Genomic DNA, 16589 nt, shown 5'->3' with positions numbered 1-16589 from the left:
GCCACCGGCCGCTATGCTGCAGCCCGCGCCGCATGCAGGTCAGCCAGGATATTGCCGCGACAGGTGCCGTGGCCGGGCACCCAGCGGAACGAGGCGGCGGCCAGCGTGGCGGCGATGCCCAAGCCGGCACACAGCGCGGCCAGCGGCGGGTCCTGGGCCAGGCCGAGGGTGGCGGCGCGAGCGAGCCGGGTCGCCGCGTCCTGATTGTCGGAGAACAGGCTCAACGGCCGGCCGGGGAAGCGACTGCCGGCTTCGCTGAGGGCGAACAGGGCCGCCTGCAATTCCAGCTCGTTGCTGCCGGTCAGCGGCACCGTCCGCGTACTGATCTGCGGTTCGCCATCGTGATCGTCGAAGATCACCGCCGCCAGCCCGCCGTGCCGCTTCTGGCTGGCATCGCTGAAGACCAGCAGGCGCCCGGCGAATTGCCCGGCGAGCCGCAACGGCAAGGGGCCGACCGATGGGTGGATGATCCGGACGATCTTCTTTTTTCTTCTTTTTGGCATGGTGATTCCACAGCTCGGCGGCATGGCGCCATGAACAGTCAGTACCCGGCCGGCGAAAAACCTTAAAAAGGCCCGGCGGGGTCGGTATCCAGATAGCTCAGTGCGATATTTTCAAACTGATCGGCAACGCGCAGAAAGGCATCGACCATATCCGGATCGAACTGCTTTCCCCGCTCCTCGGCAATGATGCCGACGACCTGCGGATGAGGGAAAGCCGGCTTGTACACCCGCCGCGAAATCAGCGCATCATAAACATCGGCGATGGCCATCAGTCGTGCCGACAGCGGGATTGCCGTGCCTTGCAGGCCTTGCGGATAGCCCGTGCCGTCCCAACGCTCGTGGTGGCTGTAGGCGATTTCCTCGGCGTAGTGCAGATAGGAGCCGGAATCCGCCGCCATCCCGCCAATCGCGCGGGCGATGGTGTCCCGGCCATAGGCGCAGTGGTGTTGCATGATGGCGCGCTCGTCGGCATCGAGCTTGCCCGGCTTGAGCAGAATGGCATCGGGAATCGCCACCTTGCCGACATCGTGCAGGGCCGCCGACTTGGTGATCATGGCGATATTTTCTTCATCGAGCTGCGGCGCAAAAGCCGGCTGGGTACGCAAATCTTCCGCCAGCAACCTGACATAGGCCTGGGTGCGGAGAATATGGTTGCCCGTCTCGTTGTCCCGCACATCGGCCAGCGAACACAGCGCCGTAATGATGGCGTCCTGCGCGCTGATCAATTGCTCGCCCCGGCGCACCACCTCGCGCGTCCGCTCCGCCACCAGTTGTTCCAGCTCGTCGTTGCGCCGCGACAGCTGTTTGCTGGCGTCGGCCAGGGCCAGGTGATTGCGGACCCGGGCCAGCACGACCGGCAAGGAAAAGGGTTTATGAATAAAATCTTCCGCCCCCAGCGAAAGACCGAAGGCTTCGTCGGTGTCGCTCTCCAGACTGGAAAGAAAAAGGACGGGAATATCGCGGGTCTGCTCGTCCGCCTTGAGCTGGCGGCATACCTCGAAGCCATCGACCAGCGGCATGACCACATCGGTCAGAACCAGGTCGACCGCCCCGCCCTGGTGGACATAGTCGAGTAAGCCTTTGCCATCGGCGAAGGCATGGACCTCGAAGCGCTCTTCGAGCATTTCTTCGAGCACCAGCAAAATGCTGGGTTGATCATCGGCGATCAGGATATGACGCTTGTAGGGCATTAATTGGTTTCGGCTGAGCGGGACTCACTGGCGTCCAGTATAGACCGCCCTGTCGGCGGCTTAAGGCTTACCGAGCGACATCCGCTCCTGGCATGACCGTGGTCTCGCCAGGCACGGCCTGCCGTTCGCCAAGGTAGGCGGTAATTTCGCCAGACAGATGATCGAGGGCATCAGCCAGCGCCCGGCTCTGCGGGATTGCCTCGGGAATGCCTTCGCGGGCGGCCAACTCGGTAGCCCGCGCCTGGGCGAACAAACCATCGGCCATGATGCTTCCGGCCATGCCCTTCAGGGCATGAGCCAGGGTGACCAGCCGGGAAAAGTCGCCGGCCTCGGCAGTTTGCCGAAGGCTGACGGCATCGCTCGACAGCTGCTGGAGAACGACACCGAGCAGTTTCTGGATGAAGGCCGGCTTGCTCTTGTAGCGCAACTCGAGTTTGCCGAAATCGAGCAACCCGACCGAAGCATCGGGCATTGGCTCGGCGGCCACGGCGCCCGCCCCCTCCTTCACCGTTCCGGGCAACGGCAGCCAGGTCGAGAGGATCTTGTAGAGCCGCTCGGGATCCACCGGTTTCGGCACATGCCCGTTCATGCCTGCGGCCAGACAGCTTTCGCGATCTTCGGCAAAGGCATTAGCGGTCATCGCCAGGATCGGCAGAAGGCGCCCCGACGGCAGCTGGCGGATGCGCCGGGTGGCTTCCAGCCCATCCATCACCGGCATCTGCACGTCCATCAGGATCAGGTCGTAGTGCTCGCCCTCCGCCATCCGCTCCACGGCAATCGCCCCGTTGCCCGCGACATCGACGGTCAGTCCGACATCCTCGAGAAGATCCCGGCCAACCTGCTGATTCACCAGGTTGTCTTCGACCAGCAAAATGCGGGCACCGGACTTTTCCGGATCAAACGTGCTCAACCGGGCTTCGTCCGGCACCTCGGACGCCGGACCGGACAGCGCCCGGGCCAGGGTTTCCATCAGATTGGCGCGCAGAACGGGCTTGCTCAACACCCCGTCAAAACGCGCCGAGGATGTCGTATAGGGCGGCAAATCCGCGCCATAGGCCGTCACCAGCAGGATCTGTGGCGGTGATTTGAGTGGCAGTTGCCGAATGCGCACGGCTGTTTCGTTGCCATCCATATCGGGCATCCGCCAGTCGAGCAGAATCACCGGATAGGGTTCGTCGGCGGCATCGGCGCTGGCAATCAATGCCAGGGCATCTCGTCCTGATCCTGCGGTGTCGGCCTGCAACCCCATCGATTCCAGCATGACCTGCAGCATTTCCCTGGCATCCGGCAGATCATCGACAACCAGCATCCGCTGCCCGGAAAACCGCACCGGGTGGATGACGGTATCGCTCTTGCCCGGCCGCAGATGGATGAGCGACCAGAAGGTACTGCCTTGTCCAACAATGCTGTCGACACCGACCTCTCCACCCATCAGCGCGGACAGCCGCTTGACGATGGCCAGTCCGAGACCGCTCCCCCCGTAGCGCCGGGTGGTTCCACCGCTGGCCTGCTCAAATGCCTCGAACAAGCGGGGCCGCAATTCCTGCGGTACGCCGATGCCGGTATCCTGCACTTCTAGACGCAGCGTCAGCTCGTCCTGCCCGATGCTCTCGGCTTTGGCACGCAAGGTAATGCTGCCCCGGTCGGTGAACTTAACGGCATTACTGGCGAAATTAAGCAGAATCTGGGCTACGCGTAGCCCATCGCCGCGCAACACGGACGGAATCCGCGGGTCTATCTGGATTATCACCTCCACGCCTTTTTCTGCCGCCCGACTGCCGATCAGCGCTGCCGTATTTTCCAGGAGTGGTTCGAGATTGAAGTCGGCGGATTCCAGCTCGATCTTCCCCGCCTCGATTTTGGAAAAATCGAGGATGTCATTGAGGATACCGAGCAGCGATTGCGCCGATTCGGCGATGGTCGAAAGTTGCTGCAGTTGTCGGGGATTGCTCAGGTGACGCCGCAGCAAATGGGTCAGCCCGACAATGGCATTCATCGGCGTCCGGATTTCGTGGCTCATCGTCGCCAGAAAAACGCTCTTCGCCCGGCTGGCTTGCTCGGCCGCTTCCTTGGCCGCAAACAATTCCGCCGTCCGTTCGGCAACCTGATCTTCCAGATGCTGGCGATGTTCGAGCAAGGCCTGCTCGATCTGTTCGCGCTCGGTGATTTCATCCAGGAGTTCAGAATGATAGGCCTGCAGATCCTGGCGCATGGACGCAAAACTTTCGACCAGCCCCCCGACCTCGTCCCGCCCGGCCGGTGGCAGGGGCACGTCGAAACGGCGCTGGGCCAGCGCCTTGGCTGCTTTCGACAAGCGACGGATGGGCCGGAGCACAACCGCCTCGACCATCATGCCCCAGATCAAGCCAAGCAGCACAACGATCCCCATCAACATGAACGTCAGCTCTTGGTGCTGGGTCTGGCGTTTTTTCAACCATCCGGTCAAATCGAGCTGGACCGTCAAATGCCCCAGCGGCATATCCAGATAGCCGATGTCCTTGTCCAGCGTTTGCAGCGCGGCACCATTCCTGCTGGCCGGGGTTGCGCCCAGCATTGGCGGATAGATTTGCTGGCCGCGCGCATTGGTCAACCGAACTTCATGCCAGTCGCGATTTTTCTTTTTCAGCTCGCCAAGATTTTCGCTGATGATGTCCAGCTGGCTTGACAGCATCAGGGGAATCAATCCCTCGATGACGCTGTCCAGATGATGATTTACATCTTCCAGATACTCGATTTTCTGAGCTTCGAGATAGCGCGGCCCCCAGACGAAGTTGAGAATCGCCAGGATCAACAAGCTCCCGAGCAGCAGCGGGAGCAACAACTTCCAACGCAGTGAAATGGACACGGTTACCTATTTTCGTTCGTTAACCCAGTATTTTTCGAGCCCCCACTGGCGCATCGGCAGGTAATCCTCAAGCGAAGTAGCCACCGGCACTGGCATCGGGATTTCGTCGAGCAGCGCTTTGCCGGCCGTCGTCGCGGCCATGTCCAGCAGGGCCTGTTTGAGTTGCCCGCGAACCACAGGCGGAATGCGGGGATGGACGGCAACCGGATGCGAAGGCATATCGCGGGTGGTGTACAACACCCTGAGTTGCGCCTGGATATCCGGGGCTTGCTCGGCCAGGGTTTTTTGCACTCCACCTCCCGCTTCGGTCAAACCGTTCAGCACATGCAGATAGACCGAGCTATGGTTTTTTGCATTCAACAGCGAGAGCCGGACGCCATGCACTCGCTCCAACTCGGCCCGCAACAGCAGGCTTGCCCCGAGCGCATTGGGCGAAGGTACGGCCAGGGTTTTGCCCTGGAGATCCTTGATGTTTTTGAAGGGACTATCCTGGCGGACCACCAGGATGCCACGCAGCGGTGCCGTGTCCCGGATCAATGGAATATAGCCCTGAGAATCGCTGACGCGCAGGATGTGGTAGGGATTGGCATAGACAAAGTCGAATGTCCCGTTCTCCAGCGCCCCCTCGAACTCCGGAACGGAGAGCGTGACCATCAACTTGATATCCACCCCGGTGCGTCGCCGGAGTTCCTCGACAATCGGTTTCCAGATGGCAAACAATTTGCGCTGCTCGAACTGCGGCACCACACCCATGGTGTAGGTTGCCCCAGCCGTGGCACTGCCCGGCAGCATAAAAAAAGCGAGGGCGGCGAGACTGAGCGCCCCCCCTTTCCGGCAAAACCGGGTAGCGCGAAAAATCCAGTCAGAAAGCATGTTCATGTCGAAGCCCCCCTCGAAACACCACGACGCCGCCCCGTTTTGCCGGGAGCAAACAAGCAACGCACAAGATTGGCGCTCTGCAACGCCAGGCTAGAGTATAGCGACCAGAAAAGGGAATCCGGTTCCCGGCATTCCCGGCATTCCCGGCGGAGAGCGTAGCGGCGGCCAACCCCGGACGAAAAAAAGGGCCCGAAGGCCCTGTGAATTAGAGAAGCAACCGGCAAACAGCCGGCCGCCACCCTGCAGAGAAGATTTTGACCAGCCTAGAACACCTCGTCACCAACAGTGGCCAGCGCGGCGTTGCCGGCCTTGACGGTTTCGCCGTAGGAAGCGGCCTGCGGCAGCAACTGGTCGGCGTAGAAGCGGGCGGTAGCGATCTTGGCGCGGTAGAAAGCCTGGTCGCCAGACCCGGTGTCGAGATGGCCGGCCGCCGCCAAGGCTGCCTTCCCCATGAACCAACCGCCACAGACGGTGACCGCGAGATGCAGGTAAGGCACCGCCGCGGTCAGGACGCCGGACAGGTCGGTTTTAACATTGCCGGCCAGCCATTCGGTGGCCTCCGTCCAGGCTTTCAGCGCAGAGCCGAGGCGTTGGCCGATGGCCTGCAGTTCCGGTTTGCCGGAGACGCCAAGGGCCTTGGCGGTGGCATACACTTCGCCGAAAACGAGCTTGGCCGTGGCGCCCTGGTCACGCATCAGCTTGCGGAACAGCAGGTCGTTGGCCTGGATGCCGGTCGTCCCTTCGTAGATGGTGGTGATGCGCGAATCGCGCCAGTGCTGGGCGGCGCCGGTTTCCTCGATGAAGCCCATGCCGCCGTGGATCTGGATGCCGAGCGAGGTGACTTCGATACCCATTTCGGTACCGCCGCCCTTGACGATGGGGATCATGAATTCGGCCAGCCAGAGCTGGCGCTTCTTCTCCTCGGCATTGGTCGCCGCGTGGGCACGGTCGAGCAGACCCGAGGTGTAGTAGGTCATGGCGCGATTGGCTTCGACGCGGCTCTTCATCAACATCAGCATGCGGCGGATGTCGGGGTGCTTGTCGAGGGTGACCAGCGCCTCGCCGGTCAGCGCATCGCGGCCCTGTTTGCGTTCGCGGGCGAAGGCCAGGGCCTGCTGGTAGGCGCGCTCGCCGAGCGCAATGCCCTGCAGACCGACGCCGAGACGGGCTTCGTTCATCATGATGAACATGTATTCCAGGCCGCGGTTGGCTTCGCCGAGCAGATAACCGACCGCCCCGCCATTGTCGCCATAGGCCATGACGCAGGTCGGGCTGGCGTGGATGCCGAGCTTGTGTTCGATCGAGACGCAATGCGCGTCGTTGCGCGCGCCGAGCGAGCCGTCGGCATTGACCAGGAATTTCGGCACCAGGAACATCGAGATGCCCTTCACACCGGCCGGCGCATCCGGCAGGCGGGCGAGCACGAGGTGGACGATGTTGTCCGTCATGTCGTGGTCGCCGTAGGTGATGAAAATCTTTTGCCCGAAAACGCGATAGCTACCGTCGGCCTGCGGCTCGGCGCGCGAACGGATCAGCGCCAGATCGGAGCCGGCCTGCGGCTCGGTCAGGTTCATCGTGCCGGTCCACTCGCCGGTCACCATCTTTTCCAGGTAGATCGCCTTCAGTTCATCGCTGGCACAGGTCAGCAGCGCTTCGACGGCGCCGGTGGTGAGCAAGGGGCCGAGCGAGAAGGAGAGATTGGCCGAGCAGACCATTTCCTTGACCGCGATACCCAACGTATCGGGCAGGCCCTGGCCGCCGAAATCGGCCGGCGAGGTGATGCCGTTCCAGCCGGCTTCGCGGAAGGCCTTGTAGGCCGCCTTCCAGCCGGTCGGCGTGGTGACGCCGGTGGCGGTCAGTTGGCAGCCTTCCTGGTCGCCGACCCGGTTGAGCGGGGCCAGCACTTCGCCGGCAAACTTGGCGGCTTCGTCGAGCACGGCATCGGCCAGATCCGGCGTCGCTTCCTCGAAACCGGCGATCTGGCTCAGCTCCTTGAAGCCGGCCAGTTCGTCCATCACGAAGCGCATGTCTTTTACGGGGGCGCGGTAATCACTCATTTGTCTATCTCCTTGTTAGTCGCTAGTCGGCAGTCATTAGTCGCTAGCGGTTGGATTTTGGGTTTTGGGGTTGCCAGCAACTAATAACCAGCAACCAACAACTGCTCTCTAGCGGCGCGATACTCTTCACGCAGCCGGGCAACCAGCTCGGCCGTCGGCATCACCTCGGCTATCGTGCCGACGCCCTGCCCGGCACCCCAGATATCCTTCCAGGCCTTGGCGTCGCCGGCGCTGCCGAAGCTCATCGCGGTCTTGTCCTTGACCGGCAGATTGGCCGGGTCGAGGCCGGCGGCGAGGATGCTCTTGCTGAGGTAATTGCCATGCACACCGGTGAAATACGGCGTGTAGACCACATCCTTGGCCGCCGAATCGACGATGGCCTGCTTGTAGGCTTCGACGGCATTGGCTTCCCGGGTGGCGATGAAGCGCGTGCCGATGTAGGCAAAGTCGGCTCCCAGCGCCTGCGCCGAGAGAATGGCACGGCCGTTGGTGATAGCGCCGGACAGGGCAATCGGCCCGTCGTAGAACTTGCGGATCTCGCCAACCAGCGCAAACGGGCTGAGCGTGCCGGCATGGCCGCCGGCCCCGGCGCAGACCAGGATCAGGCCATCGACACCGGCTTCCAGCGCTTTTTCGGCATGGCGGACGCTGATCACGTCATGGAAGACCTTGCCGCCATAACGATGGACATGCGGCACGATGGCGGTCGGCGCCGACAGGCTGGTGATGATCAGCGGCACCTCGTGCTTCACGCACAAGGCCATGTCGTGCTCCAGCCGCTCGTTGGAAGGATGGATGATCTGATTGACGGCGAACGGCGCGGCGTTCGGGTCGGCCGCCAGTTCAGCCTTGATGCGGATCAGCCAGTCGTCGAGCAAGTCCTTCGGCCGGGCGTTGAGCGCCGGAAAGGAGCCGATGACGCCGCTCTTGCACTGGGCAATGACCAGATCGGGGTTGGAGACGATGAACATCGGCGCGCAGATCACCGGCAGCCGGAGGTTCTTGTTCAATGATGCGGGAATCGGCATTACGCCCCCTCTTTCAGTGCGCGACGCAGGATCTTGCCGACGTTGGTACGCGGCAGGTCGTCACGGAATTCAATATGACGCGGAATCTTGTAGCCGGTCAGGACGCCCCGGCAATGCTCGATCAACATGTGTTCGGTCAGCGCTGGGTCTTTGCGCACGACGAAGATCTTGACCGCCTCGCCGGAATGCTCGTCGGGCACGCCGATGGCGGCGACATCGCGCACCCCGGGGTGCATGGCGACCGCTTCCTCGACCTCGTTCGGATAGACATTGAAGCCGGAGACCAGAATCATGTCTTTCTTGCGATCGACCAGGAAGACGAAACCGTTCGGATCGACATAGCCCATGTCGCCGGTACGCAAAAAGCCGTCCGGGAAGAAAGCCAGCTCGGTTTCTTCCTTGCGCTGCCAGTAGCCCTTCATCACCTGCGGTCCGCGAATGCCGATTTCGCCGACCTGGGTCAGCGGCACCTCGTTGCCGTAATCGTCGCGGATCGATATTTCGGTCGAGGAAATCGGCAGACCGATCGAACCGTTGAAGTTCTGCATGTCGAGCGGATTGATCGTCGCCGCCGGCGAGGTTTCGGTCAGGCCATAGGCTTGCAGCAACGGATTGCCGGTGACCTTCAGCCAGTGTTCGGCAACCGGCACCTGGACCGCCATGCCGCCGCCGAGCGTGACGTTCATCGTCGAGAAATCGAGCTTGGCGAAATCCGGATTGTGGAGCAGCGCATTGAACAGGGTATTGACCCCGGTGACCACCGTCACCGGATACTTGCTCCACTCCTTGATGAAGCCGGGAATGTCGCGCGGATTGGCGATCAGCAGATTGCGCGCGCCGATCATCAGGAAAGTCAGGCAGTTCGCCGTCAGCGCGAAGATGTGATAAAGCGGCAAGGCAGTGATGATGAATTCCTGCCCGTCCCTGACCACCGGCTTGATCCAGGCATGCGCCTGCATCACGTTGGAGGCAATGTTGCCATGGCTGAGCATGGCCCCCTTGGAAATGCCGGTCGTGCCGCCGGTATATTGCAGGAAGGCGATATCGTCATGGTTCAGCGCCACCGGCTGCCAGCCCTGCCGCCGGCCAGCCGCCAGCGCCGTCTTGAAACCGATGGTCTTGGGCAGTTTCCAGGCCGGCACCAGTTTCTTGACATGGCGGACGACGAAATTGACCAGCGCCCCCTTCACCGCCCCGAGCATTTCGCCCATCGGCGTCACGACGATATGTTTGATCGCCGTGTGGGCGACGATCTGCTCCAGCGTATGGGCGAAGTTCTCGACGATGACGATGGTCGTCGCCCCGCAATCCTTCAACTGATGCTCCAGTTCGCGCGGCGTGTACAGCGGGTTGCAGTTCACCACGATGCAGCCGGCGCGCAAGGTGCCGAACAGCGCCACCGGATATTGCAGCAGGTTGGGCATCATCAGCGCGACGCGGTCGCCCTTCTTCAAGCCCAGCGACTGCAGCCAGCCGGCGAAAGCCTTCGACTGCTCGTCGAGCTCGCCGTAGGTCATTTCGTGGTCCATGCTGATGTAGGCCACCTTGTCGGCGTAGGTCGCGCAGGCTTTCTCGAACAACGCCACCAGCGACGGCACGTGGGCAATGCTGATTTCAGCCGGCACGCCCTTGGGATAGCTTTTTAGCCAGATTTTTTCCATGTTTGTCTCCTCCTTGAGTGCCTTAAATTCCGAGCAGCGCCTTCTTCAGCGAGGCGTCCACCGGCTTGTCGCCGAGCCAGACCTTGAGCAGCGCCCGGGCAATGGCCGGACCGGCCACCTTGCCGCGTCCTTCGCCGTTCAGGCTGACGCTGATGCCATCGGCGGAAAAGTCGATGGCAACGGTATCACCTTCCCGGACTTTGCCTATCCCTTTCATGATTGCCGCCAACTGCTCGGATTGCGGCTTGATCGCGGCCAGTTCGGCCGGGCTGTGATTATTGGCCAGCCCCTCTTCCAGCGCCTCGTGCAGCGCATCGCCCCCCAGATCGCGGAGCAGGCGGAGGACCATCCGGCGCGGCGCCGTACTGTCGAGCACGCCGGCCGGGACCGACGACTTCTCGTTCACGTAGAGCGCCCCGACATAAACCTTGATGAACAGCTTGCTGCGCAAGCCGGCACCGTTGAGCAGCAAGTCGCTGTTGCCGACACGCAGCTTGTCTTCCAGCCGGATGCCAGCCACCTCGGCCGCCTGCAGCCCCGGTACGGCGAGCAAGGCGGCAATCAGGGCCGCCCGGCGCACGCTTGTCGATGTAATCATTTGTCTCCACCCGCTTTTTGTTGGTAGTGCTTCTTTTCTGCAATATAAACAGTGCGTTCGACCACGGCATGAACCACGCCATGGCTGTCTTTCAGCTCGACCAGATAGGTCCGCTCCAGTTCGGGCCTCTCGCGCAAGGCGGCATGGATGCTGGCGATCTCGTCGGCGCTCAGAATGAAATCGGCATACAGCGTCGAGTAGCCCGGCTTGCGATAACGGATGCTCGCCGCCTTGTCCCAGACGATGTAACCGTCACCGAGCGCCGCCATCAGCATCATTGGATGCGCCCCGTCGGTGATCGCGAACAGCGAACCGCCGTACAGCGAGCCGACGATGTTTTTCGTCTTCCAGTTGAGCGCCAGGCAAATGCGGATGTGCCGCAAATCCTTGGCGACATGCACCACCCGGCCACCGGTGCCGCGAAAGGCGGGATGGAAGTTGAATCCCATCCGCACCATGCGCGCCCGCCAGGTTGGCGATAGTCTGGCCAGCCAGGCGGGTTTCATCGGCGCTTGCTGCCCCGCAAGGGGACTTCCTGCAGGGCGCGGTAGACGATCACAGACGCTCGATGATGCCGGCGGCGCCCATGCCGGTGCCGATGCACATCGTCACCATGCCGTAACGGCCGCCGGTGCGCTGCAGGCCATGGACGACGGTGGCGATGCGGATGGCGCCGGTAGCGCCGAGCGGATGGCCAAGCGCGATGGCGCCGCCGAGCGGATTGACCTTGGCCGGGTTGATGCCGAGTTCCTGCATCACCGCCAGCGACTGCGCCGCGAAGGCTTCGTTGAGTTCGATCCAGTCGAGGTCATCCTGCCCGATGCCAACCTGGGCCAGCACCTTGGGAATCGCCGCAACCGGGCCGATGCCCATGATTTCCGGCGCCACACCGCCAACCGCGTAACCGGCAAAGCGGGCCAGCGGCGTCAGGTTGTGTTCCTTCAAGACCTTCTCGGAAACCAGCATCACCGCCCCCGCGCCGTCCGACATCTGCGAGGAATTGCCGGCGGTAACCGAACCGCGCGCATGGAATACAGGCTTCAGCTTGGCCAGCTTGTCGAGCGCCGAGTCCGGCCGCGGCCCTTCGTCGGTGTCGGCCAGCCGCTCGCGGATGCGGATCTCGCCGCTCTTCAGGTCGGGCAGGCTTTCGCGAATGGCATAGGGGGAAATCTCGGCCTTGAAGTGGCCGGCGGCAATCGCCGCGCAAGCCCGGCGGTGCGACTCGACGGCGAAGGCGTCCTGCGCTTCGCGGCTGACCTTCCACTGGTTGGCCACTTTCTCGGCGGTCAAACCCATGCCGTAAGCGATGCCGAGGTTTTCCTCCTTGGCGAAGATGGCCGGGTTCATCGACATCTTGTTGCCCATGATCTGCGGCATGATGCTCATCGACTCGGTACCGGCGGCGATCATCACGTCGGCCAGGCCGAGGCGGATCTGGTTGGCGGCATCGGCCACCGCCTGTACCCCGGAGGAGCAGAAGCGGTTGATCGTGAGACCCGGCACGGTGATCGGCAAGCCGGCCAGCAGCAGGCCGATGCGGGCGACGTTCATGCCCTGCTCGGCTTCCGGCATGGCGCAACCGACGATGACATCGCCGATACGCGCCGGATCGACACCCGGCACCTGGGCGATCACCGCCTTGATGACGTGGGCCAGCATGTCGTCCGGGCGGACGTTCTTGAACATGCCGTTCTTCTTCGCCACCGGCAGACGCGTGGCGGCGACGATGTAGGCATCTTGAATCTGTTTGCTCATTTGAAATTCCTTTTTGAGTTGCTAGTTACTAGTAATCTTGAGTCGCTAGCGCATCTGCTGGCAGCTAACGACTAGCGACTAATAACTACCGACTAGTTCCTCAACGGCTTGCCGGTTTCCAGCATGTGCTTGATCCGGGCCTGGGTTTCGGGGGTTTTCAGCAGCTCGACGAACAAGCAGCGCTCGACGGTGATCAGCCATTCCTCATCGACCAGGCTACCGGTCTCGACCTCGCCGCCGCACAGGGCGACCGCGGCCGAACGGGCCACCTTGTAGTCGTGGGCGGAGATCATGCCGCCCTCCTTCATGTTGACCAACATCATCTCGAAGGTCGCGATACCGTTCTTGCCGGCCACCGGAATGGCGCGCGGCATCGGCGGCGGCGCATAGCCGGCATCGGCCATGGCGCGGGCTTCCTTGATGGCGACGAAGAGCAGTTCGTTGGCGTTGAACAGGATGGTGTCGGACGGTTTGGCGAAGCCGAAATCGACCGCCTCGACCGCACTCTTCGCCACCTTGGCCATGGCAATGGTCTGGAATACCGGCTGCAGGAAGTTGAACACTTCGCCCGGCGTCGCCGACTGGGCCGCCCACTCGGCCGCCCGCACGGCGAATTCCTTGCAGCCGCCGCCAGCCGGAATCAGGCCGACCCCGGCCTCGACCAGGCCGACATAACTTTCCAGCGCCATGACGCGCTTGCTGGCATGCATCACGAACTCGCAACCACCGCCCAGGGCCATGCCCTGCACCGCAGCCACCGTCGGCACTTGCGCATATTTCAGGATCTGCGAGGCGCGCTGGAATTTTTCGACGGTCTCTTCCAGCCGGTCGAACAGTCCGGCCGCACAGGCTTCACCGACCTGCTGCAGATTGGCCCCGACGGCAAACGGCGCTTCGTGCCAGACGACCACGCCATCCAGCGTCCGCTCGGCCTGGCGCACGGCGGTGATCAGGCCGTCCAGCACCTCGTCGCCGATGCTGTGCATCTTCGACTTGAAGGAAACGATGCCGATCTTGTTATCGACCGCCGGCAGGGTCCACAACCGCACGCCGTCGTTCTCATAGAGCGTTTCGCCGGCTTTTTCGGGGGTGGCGGCAGCTTCGCCGAGCACGCGTTCCGGGAACAGCTGACGCTGATAGACCGGCAGTGCGGAACGCGCCGTGTAGGCGTTGTCGCGGGCCGAGTAGGAACCGTTCGGCGTATGCACGCCGGTGCGGCCGGCTTCCAGCGCCCAGGCCGGCAGCGGCGTGGCACTCATGCTCTTGCCGGCGGCGATATCGGCCGCGACGGCTTGGGCAATCTCGGACCAACCAGCCGCCTGCCAGGTTTCGAACGGGCCTTGCGCCCAGCCGAAGCCCCAGCGCATCGCGAAGTCGAGGTCGCGGGCATTGTCGGCAACGTGTTCCAGCTGGACGGCGGCGTAATGGAAGATGTCGCGGAAAATGGCCCACAGGAACTGGGCTTGCGGGTGGCCGGAGGCGCGCAGCGCGGCGAACTTCTCGGCCGGGTTCTTCAGCTTGAGAATGGCGGCGACGTCGTCGGCGAGCTCGCCAGCCGACTTGCGGTAGTCCTGAGCCGCCAGATCGAGCACCTGGATTTCCTTGCCCTGCTTGCGGAAGATGCCGCAGCGGGTCTTCTGGCCGAGCGCGCCCTTGGCGATCAAGGCCTGCAGCCAGGCCGGATTGGTGAAGTATTGATGCCACGGATCGTTGGGCAGCGTGTCCTGCATCGTCTTGACGACGTGGGCCAGCGTATCGAGGCCGACCACATCGGCGGTGCGATAGGTGGCGCTCTTCGGGCGGCCGATCTTCGGCCCGGTCAGCGCATCGACTTCATCGAAGCCAAGACCGAAGGCAGCGGTATGGTGCATCACCGCAAGAATGGAGAAGACGCCGATGCGGTTGGCGACGAAATTCGGGGTATCGAGGGCGCGGATCACGCCTTTGCCGAGGCGCGAAGTCAGCCAGGTTTCCAGCGCATCGAGCGTGCCCGGATCGGTGCTTTCGGTGGCGATGATTTCAACCAGATGCATGTAGCGCGGCGGATTGAAGAAGTGGATACCGCAGAAACGCGGCCGCACCGCATCGGGCAAGCCCTGGGCCAGCGCATTCATCGACAGGCCGGAGGTATTGGAAGCGACCACCGTGTTGGCGCCCAGATGCGGGGCGATCTTGGCATAGAGATCGTTCTTCCAGTCCATGCGTTCGGCAATCGCTTCGATCACCAGATCGCACTCGGCGAGCAGCGGCAAGTGTTCGTCGTAATTGGCGGCGTCGATGAACTGCAGCTTGGCCTTGTTGGCCAGCGGTGCCGGATCCAGCTTCTTCAGGCCATCGAGGGCCTTGCGGACGACGCCATTCTTGTCTCCCTCCTTGGCAGGAAGGTCAAACAGCACGACCGGCACGTTGGCATTGGCGAGGTGCGCGGCAATCTGCGCCCCCATCACGCCCGCGCCGAGGACGGCGGCTTTCTTCACGATCAGCTTGTTCAAGCGGTTCTCCTTTGGTCTCTTTTTAGACTTCGTTCAAAAATAAAACGAACGTTTGAATTATAGATAGCAGATACCTGCGGTCAACTATTTTTTGCGGCAAATTTCAAAAAAATCCCCGGACTGGCCGGGGAATAAATGACGCAAGAAATAGTTTGAATCAGAAAGCCAGCGAAACCTGTCCGCCAAGAATCCACGCGCTGTCCTCATAGTTGCCGGTAACCCGGCCGCGATTGGTCAGCGGGCTGGTCGCCCCCGTGGTGATCTGGTTGTTGTCGATCTTGGCATCCTTGACATAGAGATAAGCACCGCCCAGATCAAAGGTCATCGAGTTGCTGGCTTTCCACTGCGCGCCGAGAGAGAACCAGGTGCGGTTGTTGTCGGGCAGAGAAACCAGGCGAGTAGACGGGCCTTTGACCGGACTCTGGTCATATGCGACACCGGCCCGCAGCATGAAGTCGTTGTTCAGCTTGTAATTGGCACCGACCGCGACCCGCCAGGTATCCCGAAAATCGCTGTCCAGAACCTGAGCGGTGGTTCCCGCTGCGGCAGCACCATTCTGGGTCGCCGAGGCCCGGATGATGTCGATCTTGGGAATGGAGCTCCAACCGGTCCAGGATACATCCCCCAACAGCTCAAGACGGTCCGACACGGCGTGGGTCAGACTGAGAATGAAGGTATCCGGCAGCGTGATATCAGCCTTGGCATCCGCACTATAAGTGCGAAGCGGGCCACTGATGTCGATCTTGCCGGTCGTTTCGTATTTGATTTTGGAACGGTAGGAGACACCGACTTTGGTGCTCGGCGCAACCTTGAAAAGGGCACCGATATTCCAGCCCCACGAATCGTCCTCAAGGGTCAGCTTGAGCGGCGAGGTCGTGCCGCCGGCCGCCCCGACAACTGAAACCAGTCGACGATAATCCGCCTCGATACGTTGCCAATTCAAACCGCCACCGATCGAAACCACATCATTGACGCGATAGGCGATGGATGGATTGATATTGATCGTCTTGACATCGAAGTGAGTCGATTGGGCCGCACCGATCCACTGATCATCGTATTTCGTCCGCAAACCGAACGGAGCGCCCACCCCAAGGCCGACGAAAAGATCCTTGGTGATGCCCCAGGACAGGAAACCATTTGGCACGTAGCCAATGCCGCCGCCATTGTTGCCATTGCCGGTATTGGCCAGACTGCCGACGCTCGACCCTTCGTTGGTGAAGTCAAAGCTGGTCTTGATCGCCGTCAGGCCACCGGAAACCTCGATCTGCTTGAGCTGCGTCATACCGGCCGGGTTGTAGAACACCGTACTGGCGTTCTCTGCTACTGCCGCAGAACCGGCGTATGAATTACCCAGGCCGCTCGCATTCTGTTCGAGCAACTGAAAGCCGGAAGCCGTGGCACCGCCGGAAAATGCGACGGCAACAAGCACCGGAATAAGACGAGGGGTGATGACTTTATGCATGTGGTTTGTCTCCATTTATATATGTTTTGGGAATTATTCCCGTTACTGCTGCTGCGATTAAATCTCAAACGTGCGTTTGAAACCCTGTTTTATCGAACAAACAATCAAACGTATGTTGG

The 16589-nt window shown here is 61.9% G+C and carries 12 protein-coding genes; all 12 read right to left on the bottom strand.

What is annotated here, in order from left to right; translation table 11 throughout:
• Positions 1 to 11: 11 nt before the first annotated feature.
• Entirely contained in the window at positions 12 to 503 is a 492-nt protein-coding gene (locus KI611_RS08950) for an RNase H family protein (protein ID WP_226419471.1), read from the bottom strand.
• Between the two features lie 62 nt (positions 504 to 565).
• Positions 566 to 1693: an HD domain-containing phosphohydrolase gene (locus KI611_RS08945; protein WP_226419470.1), complete on the bottom strand. Its 1128-nt coding sequence runs from the start codon at positions 1691 to 1693 to the stop codon at positions 566 to 568.
• 67 nt (positions 1694 to 1760) lie between these two features.
• A complete protein-coding gene (locus KI611_RS08940; protein WP_226419469.1) occupies positions 1761 to 4538 on the bottom strand; it encodes a hybrid sensor histidine kinase/response regulator in 2778 nt (925 codons plus the stop codon).
• A gap of 6 nt (positions 4539 to 4544) precedes the next feature.
• Positions 4545 to 5417 carry a phosphate/phosphite/phosphonate ABC transporter substrate-binding protein gene (locus KI611_RS08935; RefSeq protein ID WP_226419468.1) on the bottom strand — a complete coding sequence of 291 codons (873 nt, stop codon included), beginning with the start codon at positions 5415 to 5417 and terminating at the stop codon, positions 4545 to 4547.
• Positions 5418 to 5680: 263 nt separating this feature from the next.
• Entirely contained in the window at positions 5681 to 7474 is a 1794-nt protein-coding gene (locus tag KI611_RS08930; protein ID WP_226419467.1) for an acyl-CoA dehydrogenase C-terminal domain-containing protein, read from the bottom strand.
• A gap of 80 nt (positions 7475 to 7554) precedes the next feature.
• On the bottom strand, positions 7555 to 8502 hold the full coding sequence (locus KI611_RS08925; protein ID WP_226419466.1) for an NAD(P)H-dependent flavin oxidoreductase: 948 nt from the start codon (positions 8500 to 8502) through the stop codon (positions 7555 to 7557).
• Positions 8502 to 10163, bottom strand: a complete 1662-nt coding sequence (locus KI611_RS08920) for a long-chain-fatty-acid--CoA ligase (protein WP_226419465.1) — start codon at positions 10161 to 10163, stop codon at positions 8502 to 8504. The genes KI611_RS08925 and KI611_RS08920 overlap by 1 nt, the downstream gene beginning before the upstream one ends.
• Before the next feature lie 22 nt (positions 10164 to 10185).
• Positions 10186 to 10761: a chalcone isomerase family protein gene (locus tag KI611_RS08915; protein ID WP_226419464.1), complete on the bottom strand. Its 576-nt coding sequence runs from the start codon at positions 10759 to 10761 to the stop codon at positions 10186 to 10188.
• Complete coding sequence (locus tag KI611_RS08910; protein ID WP_226419463.1) at positions 10758 to 11267, bottom strand: DUF4442 domain-containing protein; 510 nt, start codon at positions 11265 to 11267, stop codon at positions 10758 to 10760. The genes KI611_RS08915 and KI611_RS08910 overlap by 4 nt, the downstream gene beginning before the upstream one ends.
• Positions 11268 to 11316: 49 nt before the next feature.
• Entirely contained in the window at positions 11317 to 12516 is a 1200-nt protein-coding gene (locus KI611_RS08905) for an acetyl-CoA C-acyltransferase (RefSeq protein ID WP_226419462.1), read from the bottom strand.
• A gap of 92 nt (positions 12517 to 12608) precedes the next feature.
• Positions 12609 to 15008, bottom strand: coding sequence for a 3-hydroxyacyl-CoA dehydrogenase/enoyl-CoA hydratase family protein (locus KI611_RS08900; protein ID WP_226419461.1), 2400 nt, complete (start codon positions 15006 to 15008; stop codon positions 12609 to 12611).
• Positions 15009 to 15165: 157 nt separating this feature from the next.
• Positions 15166 to 16470 (bottom strand): OmpP1/FadL family transporter, encoded by a 1305-nt coding sequence (locus KI611_RS08895; protein ID WP_226419460.1) that lies wholly within the window; start codon positions 16468 to 16470, stop codon positions 15166 to 15168.
• Between the last annotated feature and the right edge of the window lie 119 nt (positions 16471 to 16589).

The organism is Dechloromonas denitrificans, from assembly GCF_020510685.1.
Taxonomy (GTDB): Bacteria; Pseudomonadota; Gammaproteobacteria; order Burkholderiales; family Rhodocyclaceae; genus Azonexus; species Azonexus denitrificans_A.
Note: the sequence above shows the minus strand (reverse complement) of the source record. Positions and strands in the feature narration are given on the sequence as shown.

What these genes read in the sequence shown, in the direction of transcription:
- KI611_RS08950 (WP_226419471.1), bottom strand. Translation starts at nt 503, where the DNA reads ATGCCAAAAAGAAGAAAAAAGAAGATCGTCCGGATCATCCACCCATCG.
- KI611_RS08945 (WP_226419470.1), bottom strand. Translation starts at nt 1,693, where the DNA reads ATGCCCTACAAGCGTCATATCCTGATCGCCGATGATCAACCCAGCATT.
- KI611_RS08935 (WP_226419468.1), bottom strand. Translation starts at nt 5,417, where the DNA reads ATGAACATGCTTTCTGACTGGATTTTTCGCGCTACCCGGTTTTGCCGG.
- KI611_RS08930 (WP_226419467.1), bottom strand. Translation starts at nt 7,474, where the DNA reads ATGAGTGATTACCGCGCCCCCGTAAAAGACATGCGCTTCGTGATGGAC.
- KI611_RS08925 (WP_226419466.1), bottom strand. Translation starts at nt 8,502, where the DNA reads ATGCCGATTCCCGCATCATTGAACAAGAACCTCCGGCTGCCGGTGATC.
- KI611_RS08920 (WP_226419465.1), bottom strand. Translation starts at nt 10,163, where the DNA reads ATGGAAAAAATCTGGCTAAAAAGCTATCCCAAGGGCGTGCCGGCTGAA.
- KI611_RS08915 (WP_226419464.1), bottom strand. Translation starts at nt 10,761, where the DNA reads ATGATTACATCGACAAGCGTGCGCCGGGCGGCCCTGATTGCCGCCTTG.
- KI611_RS08910 (WP_226419463.1), bottom strand. Translation starts at nt 11,267, where the DNA reads ATGAAACCCGCCTGGCTGGCCAGACTATCGCCAACCTGGCGGGCGCGC.
- KI611_RS08905 (WP_226419462.1), bottom strand. Translation starts at nt 12,516, where the DNA reads ATGAGCAAACAGATTCAAGATGCCTACATCGTCGCCGCCACGCGTCTG.
- KI611_RS08895 (WP_226419460.1), bottom strand. Translation starts at nt 16,470, where the DNA reads ATGCATAAAGTCATCACCCCTCGTCTTATTCCGGTGCTTGTTGCCGTC.